We start from the raw sequence: 13,309 nt of genomic DNA on the forward strand, positions 1-13,309 counted from the left end.
GCTATCCCGCGAATGCCTCTCAAAATATAGCCATATGAACATCCGACAATTTTTTCACCAGGTTGTGAATACCGGGACTCTCCGCCAGGAAGCTTCGCTGGCGAAAGTGACCCGGATGGTTAATACTTTTTCCGTAGTTACCATCTCCCTTTGTCTCATATTCGGTGGATTGATCTACCTGGGTACCGGTAAAGCAGATCTCCTGATTCCTGCCTGGATAGAAGCGGCCGTGTTTCTGGGGGTGTTTATGTTAAATGCTTTGAATAAGCCCGTTTTAGCCAGTATTTCTTTTATAGCCATCAACAATATAGCGATTGTCTATTTCAGTGCTGTAATGGGCATGGTAGCAGAAGTACACTTGTTATTCCTGTTCCTGCTGGGAGCATCACTGATGATTTTCCGTTCGCGCGCCCTGGTGATTGCCAGTATCGTGGTAGCTGTGGTATCCGTAACGGCCTGTGAAATCAATTACTACTACCGCCTTATCACACCCATGTCTATGCCGCTGTCGCAGCAGTTTATCATCCGCTGGATTACGCTTCCGGCGATCCTCCTGCTGGATGTGGCTACTATCTTCCTATATGTCAGAAAACTCAGGACGCTGAATATCCGGTTGACGAAAGCCACCGATGAGAAAACCATTTTTGTGCGGGAAACCAGTCATGAGATCCGCAATCCGCTGAATGCTATTTACGGCATCAGCCAGGATCTGATGATGAAAGTGCATAAGGAGGAGCGTTACAGTGAGATCCGTCCGGAAATTGAGCACCTGTATTCCGCTACGCATAATGTATTACAGATTATCAATAACGTGCTGGCCATTTCTAAAATAGAAGACGGAGCGGCACATACGTTGCATCCCGAAGTGTTCAATATCCGGGAGCTGATTACAGACAAGGTGATTGTGTACCAGTATATCGCTGATCTGCGGGGAGTAAAAATCCGGGCAGATATCCCTGAAAATATGCCGGAACATATCCTGGCAGATAAAGGCAAGCTGACGCAGATACTAAATAACCTGTTGTTTAATGCGATCAAGTTTACCCGGAGCAACAGTATGGTAACAGTGCTCGTATCGCGGGAGAGTGATCTGTGGCAGTTTGTGGTGAAAGACCAGGGCAATGGTATGCCGGAGGCCGACTTACTGACCTTGTTTACCCCGTTTAAATCCGGGAAAAGTGAGTTTGAGGGCTCAGGACTCGGGCTGCCGATTACGAAGAAGTATGTGGACATGATGAATGGTCGCATTACAGTGAACAGTACATCTGGAAAAGGCACGTCGTTTATTGTGCGTTTGCCGCTGGTAGTGAGCGAAGCGGCTATACCGGCTACGGGTACCGGCTGGATGGAGCTGACTATGCACAAAGGCATGAAAAGCCTGGTGATAGATGATAATGAGATGAGCCAGCTGGTGTTATCCAATTTTCTGCGTCGTCTTGGATTTACCACCGTAACGGCGGGTAATGGAGCAGAAGGGATTCACAAAGCAATGGATGAAAAACCGGATATTATTTTCATAGATAGTTATATGCCGGGACTTAGCGGGAAAGACACCCTTCAGCAGCTCCGTGCTATTCCTGATTTACAAAACATACCGGTGATCGCCGTTTCGGGCGATGCGTTCCAGGAGTCCATCGATGATATGCTGGGCGCGGGCGCCAGTGAATACATTTCCAAGCCTATTGATCTTAAACTGCTGAACAGTGCTTTGAATAAGGTACTGGTGCAGTAACTACGCATACACGTACTGGTAGCGGGTAGTATCCTGTGTGCTCCAGTCGATGTTTCCTTTCATCATTTGACCGAGTGTGAGCACATATTGCTCCAGCACAGGTTTTACGGCTGCTGCGCATACGGCAGACAGTACATCGGCGGTGTTATTAAACAGCGCTACTTCCGAGTTATGGATCTTCACGGCCTGTTCCACAGCCTGATCCAGGGTAAGTTGCTGATGATGTTTCAGCAGCATAACGAGATTCAGTTCATCTCCCCCTTCATATTCTTTCGGGAAAGAGTAGAGATCATTTGCCCAGCAGATGGTACGGCTGCAATAAAGTCCCATGTTTTTTACCTGTGGATTGGAACGCAGATCTGCCGGCAGGCGGATAGCACCCATCAGGGTAGCGAGATCCAGGAAGAAGTTGGCGCCACCGATCTGTGGCCGGAAACGCATGTAATCTTTCAGGGAAGTGTTGTGCGCTTTGTCCACGTGTTTCATACGCCAGAGATTGGCGGTAAAAGCTTCTTTAAGGCTGCGGGCGAAGCGGGCCTGCCAGGGGCGCTGACTGATCTGCCGCATGCGTTGCCAGATGTCGCTCATCGCTGCCAGGAGCGGGCCGCCTGTTTCCAGGGAGAAGGTTTTGCCGGTTTCCAGGATCTGCATCATGTGATGCGCCATGCGTTCAAAACCGGTGTTGAAAGCATTGGGAGCGAGCGCGTCGAGGTGGTCATCCCAGAGGAAAAGCAGCGTGTTGAAATCGCTGGCAATGCAGAGGGAAAAGAGGGAGGCCTCCGGGAACATCCGGGCCACCATCCAGGTGAATTTCTGTTCGTGGTACGCTTCCCAGGCAGTATCGGAAGTAGCCAGCCGGAAAGTGTGTACCCAGGCGGTGGTGTGGGCATCTGCTTCGTTTACCAGGGGATGCAGACGCTGAGGAAAAGGACAATAAAGGTCCGGGCAGGTGGTTGTTGCTTGCATGACAAATTGCATTTAAAAGTGAATAGATAAAAGTTGACGGGTAATGGTCGATTTCGATTGTTTACAAATTTATTAATGTGGGCGTTGGTCCGGAAAAGAATTTCGTGGGAGAAGTGGTGATCATGAATGTCGGGAATGCCCCTGAATATTTCGCAAATACCCACCCTGAGTGATACATTAATGGGCTATTTTTGACAGGAAAGCATCCGGGTACTCAAAAGTTGCCCTGTCCGGATTGTTCCAGGTATAAGTGATACCGCGTCTATAAAAGAAAACTATTCATCAGAAAACCTTCAGCGTATGAACACAAAAAAGATTTGGGCCAATTTCAGTGTCCAGGATTTAGACCGAACAACTGCCTTCTACAAGAAACTTGGATTTAAGCACAACGGCGCTTCGAATCAGCTGACCAGCTTCTTCTTTGGCGAGCAGCAATTTATTATTCATTTCTTTCTGAGAGAGATCCTTAAGCCTGCTATCAAAGGCGAGATCATTGAAACAAAAACAGGGAATGAAATTATATTCACCCTTTCTGCTGATACCAGGGAAGAAGTGGATAGCTGGGAAAAAGAGGTGCGGGAAGCAGGGGGAACAATTGTTTCAAAACCGGAAGCGTTTGGAGAGGGGTATTATGGTTTTGTGTTTGCTGACCCTGATGGTCATAAGTTCAACGTATTCCAGATGTAGTAGCGTATGCTGCAATAAATAGCCGTCTTCATCAGCTGATGGAGACGGCTATTTGCTATGGTAAAGGTTACTCCGATCTTAAGCTTTTTACGGGATTTCTCAGGGCCGCCTGTATGGATTTATAACCGACGGTGAGCAGGGCAATGACCAGGGAAACTCCAAGTGCCAACAGGAAGATGCCTGCCCCCAGGTGGATGCGGTAGGTGAAAGTGCCCAGCCAGCGGGTCATCAGGTAGCCGGCCATGGGGGGATTTGTGTCAGTAAATTCCGTAAGATGCTTAACGTGGCCGGATTGTGACCCTTTACGGGTAACATAACGATGGCATCTTTCCGGAAACCCATGTCAGATTCCATCGTATACCGCATTTGATTGGCGATCATGATGGTGCTGATAATGAGCGGATAGCGTACGCGATGCCACTTAGATGTGGCTTCTATTTTCAGTGATTTTTAATTTATGGATAATTAATATGTGTTAGTGTTTTGTACAGTAATCCGTTCGCTTTTACAATGTTCAGAGGGTAGCAGCAATACGCTGGATCGTTTCTTTTAAAGCGGCAACGGAAGTGGTGCTGGTTACCTTATTCACCTTCATTCGGATGATCTTATCTTTTTTTCTGACCATGATGAGATCGAAGTTTTTCGCATCGCTCTGGTAGAAGGCTTCGTCGCCGGTATTGGATAGGAGTTGAATGTTTCCGTTGCGACGGTTGTCGTCCAGGATATTCGTGTAGGTTTTTTGTGCAGCAGCTACGGAGCTGTATTCCTCATAGTTGTAAAATACATTACCGGTGTTGCCGGATACCGGATCTGATTCTACCGCTGTGAAAGCGGAGCGGTATTTCATGGCATTGCGTTCCTGGTCAGCAGATTTCTGCGTGAGCAGTACGGATTGGCCGAGGATCTTTGCTGCATCGGCAGGGGTGAGGTAATAGCTGGGAATGGTATCTGCTGATGAAGCCAGCGGGAGAATGAGCAAAAGAAAGAACAGTTTTTTCATGACGGTATCATTTAAGGTTTGGAATAATACGCGTTGGAAGGTAGTGGAAAGGTACGAAAAAGAGTTGGGGTTACGAGAGAGAATCATGGCCGGATGGCAGTTTATTTATACTGTCTTTTTCTCTAACCTCCTTTACTCTCCGATTCCATGTTTCTATCTGTTTTTTTAGTCTCTTTTCTTTGGTGTAACAGGAAGTTAGCAGCAGTAAGAAAAAAAGAAGAATGGGACGATTGGATTTCATAAGTTAATAAGAAAAGGTGCCTGTGCGTTTTTTATCTTAAACACATATTGATAACCGAAAATTGTATTTGTGTCTCTTGAATGAATGTTCATCATCCCGGAACTGATTTTCATTTACGAACAAGCACCTTTTCCCCTTTTGTTAAAATGTCTGCTGTAGTCCATCGAAGATTTTCCCCGCTGCAACACCCAGTCCTTCCTGTGCAGTAGGATCAGCTTCATTGCTCAGTAGTACAATGCCCAGGTTAAGGTCGGGATATATCACACAGTAGCTGCTGAAGCCAAAGGTGCCTCCACTTTGCCAGATCCTTCTGGCGCCTTTGTCCGTTTTATTCATCTGCCAGTTGAGGCCTACAGCAAAGCTGGAAAAATCGCCCCATGCCGGTTGATGGGTAAGTAACACCGCGCGGTTGTTTTCATCCAGGTGAAGGCGGATATATTGCAGCATATCAGGAACAGAAGAGTATACACCACCGGCCGCCAGTGTAAATGACGGAATATAAGGCATTACAGCGCCTTTCTGGTTATAGCCTTTCGCCAGCACTTTTGAATTGCCGGGCGTTTCAGTGGCAGTGTATTTCATGTGCTGGGGACGTGTAATATATTTTCTCACCAGTTGACTGTAGGAAATGCCGTATATGCGTTCCAGTATGATACCCATCAACTGTGCCCCTGCATTCGAATACTTAAACCTGGTGCCGGGTATAGTATCCGGTTGCACCTGGTGCAGATCGTTCAGAAATTCAGCAGTGCCGTAGTTTTCCTGGCTTTTAATAACAACGGAAGGAATGGAATCGGGCGGTAGCTGGAACAAATCCTTGCGTTCAGGTAGCATAAACGGAAGCCCGGATACGTGCGAGATCAGGTGTTTCATTTGAATAGCATGTCCTTTGTATTGCAGATTGGGATAATCGCCATTCAGGTAGAACCGGATGTCATCCTCCAGCTTAACTCTTTTTTCAATCACAGCTTTGGCCAGTAAATAGCCGGTAAAGGTTTTGGTAATCGAACCAATTTCATATTGTGTGTTGAGTTCGGGCAAGGTCTTACTGCTGTAGCGATACGTATACTGCTGGCCGTTTGCCCAAACACCTGCTTCTACATTTACTCTCGCAGGGTGCTGCATAAAACCGGATAAGGCAGTTTGTACCAGGCTATCCATTTTCGTTTTTAACGGATTATCGGAGGTAACCTGCGCCTGCGTGGAAAGACCGGATATAATTAAAAGGACAGCGGGGATAAATTGTTTCATAGTTGCTTTTCGAACTACTATGAAAAGACGATGCCATTTAGAATGTTACAGATAATTATCACATTAGGTATGGTGAAAAATGAATAATTGTATCAAAAATGAACATTCATTGTGCGGAGTCGCACTATTACTTCGTGGGTACGTTCACGTATGGTCTTATCCCCGCGTAGCTCCAATACCGGAGCTGTTTGCTTTTGCATCCATTGTTCATGTGCATTCAATGTGCGGGTAGCGATACCGGTATCATGATCGTAGTCTGCCGCCCATGCAAGGAATTCCTGGTGCTGTTTTTTTCTGTCGGGATTTAGGGAGATGCGATCGCCATAACGTTCCTGTTCACGCTTAAGTAGCCGTGCCATCCGGACTTCCGGGGGAAGCCAGAGAAAAACGATCAGGTCAAAAGACGGAAATACCGTATCGCCCCAGTTGATGATGGAGCCACCTACCATCCAATCAGGTTGTTTATCCAGATCGGCGCGGATAAGTGCATTCCTTTGGGCGGCATTTCGCCTGATAGTGAAAGGGGGATCGGTTGATTCCCAGAAATAAGCATCGCTATCGAAATATGGAATGTTTAATTGTGCTGCCAAAGCATTGCCTAAAGTAGTGACGCCGCTTCCGGAAGCGCCGAACAGGTGCAGTTTCATGTTCGCAAAATTGCAGAAAAATACTAACGGGACAAGGGGCCCGTACTGATTTTTTCTCCTGCTTTATACACCGCAGCTATTTTCCGGGTGTTCTTGATGTCTTTTGATGGATCAGCATCGAGTAGCAGCAGGTCTGCGGTTTTTCCTTTTTCAATGGTGCCATAATGAGCGTTTATCTTTAAAGCGGTAGCAGCATTTTTGGTGGCTACGGTAATAGCTTGTAACGGTGTTAATCCGGCTTGTACCAGCAGCTCCATTTCCAGGTGTTCCGAGAAGCCCTGGGTGCGGATAGGCTGTGCACCGGAATCGGTGCCGAGTGCCACCAGGATACCCGCGTCTGAAATGCGTTTAACATTTTTCATCGCCGTCTCAAAAGCTTTGATGTTGCGTTGCAGCGCCGGTGAATTTTTTATTTTTTCCTGGTAAGCCGGTGCCGTGATCATGTCATATACGCCCGGTTCCAGCGAGGCTTTAAAAAAAGGATCATTGATCCATTCCGGCTTACGGGAATAGATATACGCATATTCATCCAGTGAAAGTGTGGGAATGTATACGATGCCCTTTGCTTTCATCTGTTGCAGTAAGTCGTTGTCAATTTCCTGATCGCGGATACTATGGGCGATGATATCAAGCCCATTGTCTACCAGGCTTTTTGCATCTGCCAGGTAAAACAGATGCGATGCCACGCGGATATGATGGGAGTGTGCGCGGGCAATGAGGGCCTTGTAAATATCACTGTCCATTTTTGGTGTAGAGCCGCCAAAATCATCTACCCACATTTTTATTACCGTAGGATGAATGAGTGCTACACTGTCCAGTTCGGTAGTCGCCTGCGCCACGGTGGAAGGATGATACACATACTTCATCGGGGGACCGCCATGCGCCGATGAAAATCCATATCCGGCAGAAAAGAGACGGGCGCCGGGCAACAAACCATTCACCGAAGAATCGCGCAGACCGGAGGCAAACAGCATCGGCTGATCCGACCCCATGACCAGAATGTTGGTAATGCCGTAATCACCATATTTTTTTAATTGTGATAATATATTTTCACGGGTGTATGGTTCTTCTTTACTGTCACTGCCTTTTATCATACCGATGTGTACATGACTGCTCGTGAGCGCGGGCATCACTGTTTTTCCTGCTCCGTTGATCACTGTGGCACCGTCTGCTTTTAAACCACGACCGATCTCCGCTATTGTAGATCCTTTGATAAGAATATCGGTATTAGGCACTGGTTTACCACCATTACCATCAATGAGGGTTACGTTTTTCAGCAGGATTGTTTTGACAACCGGGGCCGGAGAAAGGGCCGCCAATAACAGTACAGCAGGGAGTAGTAACAGGTAATTTTTCATAGCAGTAATTTAAGCATTAATGTGTAAACGGAATAGAGAAACGGTTCACAAATTGTAAGCCGTTTTCCGAAATAACACAACAGGGAGCAGTGGTCAACCACAGTAAACTAATACATAGGTACCGTCTGCACTGGCATGACGGAAGAAGTTTTGTAGGTTTTCAAGATCATTTCCTAAGTCTGTCAGATTATAAGCAACATGCAAGTCTTCACTATCATTCCATACACCAGGATATACACCTTGTTCATTAAGCTCGCTGGCATCGTAATTTTCAATAAGATCTGTTTCATTAACAGTCGCCAATAAATTATTGATTCTATATACTTCGTCCGGTGATAGATAACTTACATAGTCTGTAATGTTCTCCAGCGCATCAAAATCGATGTTTTCAAAATCAATATCATCACTGTCTGCCGCTCCGATTACAGTGGCTGGAGAGAAAATATCTATTTTTTCATTCATCTCTTTCCTGGAGAAAATTTTGTTTAACAAGTATTCCGTGCCCATAAAGCTTCCCTGGAATACGACAGATGCGTTACTCAATTCGGTAGGATTTATTCCTTTCCCATTTTTCTCTTCTATTAACCTGAATTTTTCAGGAGTAGTTTTATAAAGTGTGGCCGACTGGCTCATAGTTAGATATTTATATTAGGTAAGGTGAAATTAAACAAATTCTATTACCGCTTACTATACTGCATCTCCAGCGGCATTGGGAAATCATCTCTCCCGGGCAGCTTCAGGTAAATATCCGGCAAGGGGCCACTATCTTTTTGATGAAAGTAAACTACGCGGTAAGGATAAAATCCTTTCTCCAGTGGTAACACGTAATTCTCTCCATCACCTGGTTCAAAATGAGCGCCCAGGATTTGCCGGCCAGCTAAATACACTTTCGTTTTTTCATTACCGGGACCCATCTCAAAAATATAATAGCCCGGGGCGGTGATTTCAATAAATCCTTCCTTTACGAGGTAAAAGAAAGGCTGTTTTGAAAGCTGGTTGATGTCAAATGTTTCATCTGCGATGCCGGTTTTTGTAGGCAATAGTTTTTTCAAGTCTGGTTCGCCTTCATAGCAGGCGTAATGGAGGCCGCCGGACTGCACTCCTGCCGGTTTCGGGCTGGCTGGAATCACGTTGCCCGTTTTCAGATAGGCGGTTGCCTCCCGGTTGTATACAGTTCTTTTGCCGATTGATTTCACATGGATGGTCGCATCAGAGCGGAGTGCAACCGGTGTTTCTTCACCTTTAAGTGTCGGGGAAGATTGGTCTGGTATACTGCCATCTGTGGTGTAATGAATATACCGGTCCGGATTCAGATTGTAGCTGAATAAAGTAAAGGGTTGATCTTTTAATACAATGCCGTTGGTGGGTTTGATATATATTTTCCTGGAGGTATTGTAACCGCCGGTAGAGGCGTAGAAGCCACCATAGGAAAATTTCAGTCCTTCCCAGAAGCCTTTGAAATTAGTGGAGTAATGGGTTTCGTTGGTAAAGGGAATGCAGGTCCAGTCCAATGCTGCCGGCGCTTTGGCCCGGAGAATACTATCCATACCTGAAATACCCATGTAATCAAACGCGATGCCTTTGCGACCGGCGATGAAGAGGGTGTTATTGGCGTAAGAGAAGGTGTTGATCTTTTTATCCGCCAGTTTATTCAGGTATTGATGATCCCACCATAAACTGGGATCGATGGCGATATAGGAAGTAAAGAGATCCGGGTCTGTCAGAAAAACATACATCACAAAAAGTCCGCCCAGTGATCCGCCATACAACGTGTGACCGCTTGCGCCGGCTTTGTATTGCTGTTGCATATGGGGCATCAGTTCCTTTTTAATAAATTGCAGGAATTGATCTGCACCGCCGGAAACGCCACCGGTAGCGGTGGGGGTAAAATCCCTGTCTCTCATGTCCGCGCCGTTTTTCCGGGTGTTGGTGATGCCCACCAGGATGGTATTTTTCGGAATAAATCCTTCGCCATGAAGGAAGCCCCATTCCATGCGTTGAAATTCTGCGACGTCGTCGAGGCAGTAGATGATTTCGTATTGATTGAAGGTGTCTTTTGGAAGGATAATATTCAGCGCTCTTTTTTCCTGCAGTACCGCAGAGTAGAGGGTGTCGTGCAGGATGTTGGGCGCCTGTGCTTTTGCTTCACAGGCAAAGAACGTAGTGACGGTGATGATGAATATTAAGCGTATCGGGGCTTTCATCGTGTTGTAATTAGGTAGCTTAAGATAAGCAATTGTTGGCTACCTGGCAAACGTTGATGTGGCGTTGATAATTTGGTTTTTTATCTGCAATAAATAAGGGGGCGCCGGAAGCATACTGCTCCCGGCGTCCTCCTCTTTTTTAGTGACCACATTTAATGCGTTATCTCTCCGGGAATTACTTCCACTGATTGCTTATGTCCCCCTCTTAAAATATCTACAGGAATTCTTCGTCCTATCTGCTTGTCTGAGAGCAACAGGTGAAGGTCATCTACGGATGCTACGGGTTTACCATCAAATGCAATGATGATATCGCCGATATGCAGTTCGCTGTTGTAGTAATTTCCATCGGGTACCGTTTCAAACACGTATACGCCGGTGTGGGTAGTGAGTTTGTTGGCGGCAATCATTCTGCTGCTGAGGTTTACCGGTTGAGCGGCAATACCCAGTTGTGCGCGTCTGATTTTTCCGTGAAGGATCAGTTGCCCAGCAATCTGTGCGGCCAGGTTGGAGGAGATGGCAAAGCAAAGTCCTTGTGCGGAGGCGATTACGGCGGTATTTACGCCGATTACCTGGCCTAAGGAGTTCACGAGCGGTCCTCCGCTGTTACCGGGATTCAGTGCGGCATCGGTCTGGATCACATTATCTATCAGCCGGCCGTTGCTGGCCCGGAGTGTGCGTCCCAGTGCGCTCACTACACCGGCGGTCACGGTATATTGCAGTCCCATCGGATTCCCGATGGCAATGGCAATCTGTCCTACCTGGAGTGTGGCGGAATCGGCGAGAGGCATGGCCTTCAGACCGGATTCATCGATCTTCAGGACGGCGATATCGGTAGAGGGATCGGCGCCTTTGATTTCTGCGTTGACCCTTCTGCCGTCTACGAAAGAGACTTTGATGCTTTCCGCATTTTCTACCACGTGGTTGTTGGTGATAATGAAGCCATCGGAAGAGATGATGAAGCCGGAACCGGTACCCGCCTGCGTGCGTTTGTCGCGCGATCGCTGATCGGTAACCTTCTTCTGTACTTCTATATGTACTACCGATTCGGCTACAGTACCCACTACGCCGGTAACGGTCTGGGAATAGGCATCTAATAAACTCTTATCGTTCGACGCCTGGTGCGTAAGAAATGAAATTGAGTTATCCATAATCTCAACCGGCTCAAATTTATTTCCAGTTTAGATGGAATGCCGTTTTGGCATCGGAACACCACGGTTTATGCCATCTTTGCTTTGGGAGAGTTGAAAATTATAATTATTTAGCTATTTTGACGGGGAATGTTTTTCGTCTAATAAGGAACTATGCCGGCAATTGATTTACAGGAGCTGTGGGATGAGGTATACATGACGGACGATCAGCAGTCGTTCCGGAAGCTGTTTAATCTCCTTTACGGCCGTTTGGTGCGTTTTGCAACGGATCTGGCGATCAGCCCGGAGGCGGCAGAAGAAATTGTGTCGGATGTATTTGTACAACTCTGGAAAAACCGCACGGAAGGCGAACCTATTCTATACCTGAAAACATATTTATACACGGCGGTGCGCAACCGTTGCTACAATTATCACCGTGATCATGAGAAGCACCAGTGGCTCGAACTGGAAGCCGAAGATGGTATGGCAGCCAATGAGATACATCCGCAGCTGGAATGGAAAGAAATGCAACAGTGGCTCGATGGTGCTGTTGCCAGTCTCTCTCCCCAGGGACGCACCATTTTCCGCCTGGTGCGCGAAGAAGGATTTAAATACAAGGAAGTAGCAGCTATCCTCCAGATCTCTCCACGTACCGTAGAAACCCAGCTGGTACGCGCTACCAGCCGCCTCCGCGAGGCCTTGCGGCAATACGGCAAAGGCTTTGACTCCCAATTACCGGTCCGGTAAAAAATATTTTCCCGTTCTGTAGGTAATCGTTTCCTTTTCCGTGTCTCTTGACACAGGGAATATTTAAACAGCACCTACATGCAGCATCATCGCTTTGATGAATTGATTACGGCAAAACTAAGCGGCACGCTGGACCACAGTGGTGAACAGGAATTGGCGGCTTTACTGGAACAGCACCCGGAGTGGGGGGCTGAACTATCTGTGCTGGAACAATACTGGCAGCAGGCGCCGGAAGTGGAGGAGCCTTCTTTTGCTGTTTTCCGGGAGATGATGGACAAAGCGGAGGCCACGCCGGCAGCGATCGTAAAACCCATGCACTGGTGGAAACCGGCAGCCGCTGCTGTGGTAGCGGGATTACTTTGTATGGCCGGTTTCCACCTGTGGAAGCCCCGCACCCAGCCCGATTCCAATATCCAACTCGTGCAAACCGGCAAGGCAGAACGGCGACAGTTCGTGCTGAGCGACGGCAGTAAGGTACACCTGAACGCCTCCAGCCAGCTAAAGTGTCACCTGGATCCCAACAGCCGGGAAATATGGCTGGAAGGGGAAGCCTATTTCGAAGTGGCGAAAGATGTGCACCGACCTTTTATCGTTCATGCCGCCGCTTTGAATATCCACGCACTCGGCACGGCGTTTAACGTGAAAGCCTATCCGCAGGATGAGCAGTACGAAACTACCTTGCTGGAAGGCGCCGTAGAAGTGTACCTCAATAAAAAGCCGGAACAGAAAGTACGGCTACGTCCGTACGAAAAACTGTTGGTCGGCAGCCATACGGCGCTGGCATCTCCGGAAGAGAAATTAGTGATAAAGCCGGTACTGTCCAAAGGCGCACTGGCAAAGGCATTAGCTTTACCGGTCATTGACAGCACCCTCCGGGAAACTGCCTGGATAAGTAACCGGCTGCAGTTCGACTCCCTCTCTTTTGAGCAACTGGCACGGGAACTGGAACGCTGGTACGGCGTACAGATCGAATTCAGGAATGAAGGAGTGAAAAAGTATATTTTCAGCGGCTCCTTTGCTTCAGAAACCGTTATCCAGGCGCTACAGGCATTACAATTAACAGAAGATTTCCACTATAAATATCAAGGCACGCAGATCATCATATATTAGGCACGTTACCTTTAAAAATCGGATATGAAAAACTAAGTACCAGTACACAGTTCAATGAAAAAAAGCACAGGAAATGCTACTAACATTCCCTGTGTGAAGGCTAATCAGCAACGCGCCAGCCCCTTTGGAACGGATGGCAGGGCCTTGCTATTGTATCACCTATCATCACAAATTTATGGAAAAAGTCAACCAATCGGATGCATGCCGGCGAAGAACGGCTATGCTTAAGCATTTGATCA

Annotated in this window: 13 protein-coding genes; 4 read left to right on the forward strand and 9 right to left on the reverse strand. The window is 47.3% G+C overall.

Going from position 1 to position 13,309, the window contains the following annotated elements; all coding sequences use genetic code 11:
* Window positions 1-34: 34 nt before the first annotated feature.
* On the forward strand, window positions 35-1,732 hold the full coding sequence (locus BMW79_RS15435; protein WP_089896206.1) for an ATP-binding response regulator: 1,698 nt from the start codon (window positions 35-37) through the stop codon (window positions 1,730-1,732).
* Here the strand turns inward: BMW79_RS15435 and BMW79_RS15440 are convergent, their stop codons facing one another.
* The gene (locus BMW79_RS15440) at window positions 1,733-2,698 is read right to left on the reverse strand and encodes a terpene synthase family protein (RefSeq protein ID WP_089896207.1); all 966 of its coding nucleotides are present in this window, start codon (window positions 2,696-2,698) and stop codon (window positions 1,733-1,735) included. It abuts the gene before it with no gap.
* A 300-nt stretch (window positions 2,699-2,998) separates the two neighbouring features.
* On the opposite strand from BMW79_RS15440, the gene BMW79_RS15445 reads away from it, so the two are divergent.
* On the forward strand, window positions 2,999-3,385 hold the full coding sequence (locus tag BMW79_RS15445) for a VOC family protein (RefSeq protein WP_089896209.1): 387 nt from the start codon (window positions 2,999-3,001) through the stop codon (window positions 3,383-3,385).
* A gap of 67 nt (window positions 3,386-3,452) precedes the next feature.
* On the opposite strand, the gene BMW79_RS33895 is transcribed toward BMW79_RS15445, so the two are convergent.
* The 8 genes from BMW79_RS33895 to BMW79_RS15480 form a co-directional block, all read right to left on the reverse strand.
* The gene (locus BMW79_RS33895; RefSeq protein WP_177192181.1) at window positions 3,453-3,629 is read right to left on the reverse strand and encodes a hypothetical protein; all 177 of its coding nucleotides are present in this window, start codon (window positions 3,627-3,629) and stop codon (window positions 3,453-3,455) included.
* A 270-nt stretch (window positions 3,630-3,899) separates the two neighbouring features.
* Window positions 3,900-4,385: a hypothetical protein gene (locus BMW79_RS15450; protein ID WP_089896211.1), complete on the reverse strand. Its 486-nt coding sequence runs from the start codon at window positions 4,383-4,385 to the stop codon at window positions 3,900-3,902.
* Window positions 4,386-4,767: 382 nt separating this feature from the next.
* On the reverse strand, window positions 4,768-5,877 hold the full coding sequence (locus tag BMW79_RS15455) for a serine hydrolase domain-containing protein (protein ID WP_089896213.1): 1,110 nt from the start codon (window positions 5,875-5,877) through the stop codon (window positions 4,768-4,770).
* A gap of 92 nt (window positions 5,878-5,969) precedes the next feature.
* On the reverse strand, window positions 5,970-6,524 hold the full coding sequence (locus tag BMW79_RS15460) for a P-loop NTPase family protein (protein WP_089896215.1): 555 nt from the start codon (window positions 6,522-6,524) through the stop codon (window positions 5,970-5,972).
* 23 nt (window positions 6,525-6,547) lie between these two features.
* Entirely contained in the window at window positions 6,548-7,882 is a 1,335-nt protein-coding gene (locus tag BMW79_RS15465; protein ID WP_089896217.1) for an amidohydrolase family protein, read from the reverse strand.
* A gap of 93 nt (window positions 7,883-7,975) precedes the next feature.
* Window positions 7,976-8,515 (reverse strand): DUF1877 family protein, encoded by a 540-nt coding sequence (locus BMW79_RS15470; RefSeq protein WP_089896218.1) that lies wholly within the window; start codon window positions 8,513-8,515, stop codon window positions 7,976-7,978.
* Window positions 8,516-8,559: 44 nt separating this feature from the next.
* The gene (locus BMW79_RS15475; RefSeq protein ID WP_089896220.1) at window positions 8,560-10,086 is read right to left on the reverse strand and encodes an alpha/beta hydrolase-fold protein; all 1,527 of its coding nucleotides are present in this window, start codon (window positions 10,084-10,086) and stop codon (window positions 8,560-8,562) included.
* Window positions 10,087-10,238: 152 nt separating this feature from the next.
* Window positions 10,239-11,234: a S1C family serine protease gene (locus tag BMW79_RS15480; RefSeq protein ID WP_089896222.1), complete on the reverse strand. Its 996-nt coding sequence runs from the start codon at window positions 11,232-11,234 to the stop codon at window positions 10,239-10,241.
* A gap of 153 nt (window positions 11,235-11,387) precedes the next feature.
* Between BMW79_RS15480 and BMW79_RS15485 the strand changes: the two genes are divergently transcribed.
* Window positions 11,388-11,960, forward strand: a complete 573-nt coding sequence (locus BMW79_RS15485) for an RNA polymerase sigma-70 factor (protein WP_089896224.1) — start codon at window positions 11,388-11,390, stop codon at window positions 11,958-11,960.
* A 78-nt stretch (window positions 11,961-12,038) separates the two neighbouring features.
* Window positions 12,039-13,070, forward strand: coding sequence for a FecR domain-containing protein (locus BMW79_RS15490; protein WP_089896227.1), 1,032 nt, complete (start codon window positions 12,039-12,041; stop codon window positions 13,068-13,070).
* Window positions 13,071-13,309 lie beyond the last annotated feature (239 nt).

Origin of the sequence: Chitinophaga arvensicola, assembly GCF_900110835.1 — a bacterium.
In the GTDB taxonomy this organism is placed as follows: Bacteria; Bacteroidota; Bacteroidia; order Chitinophagales; family Chitinophagaceae; genus Chitinophaga; species Chitinophaga arvensicola.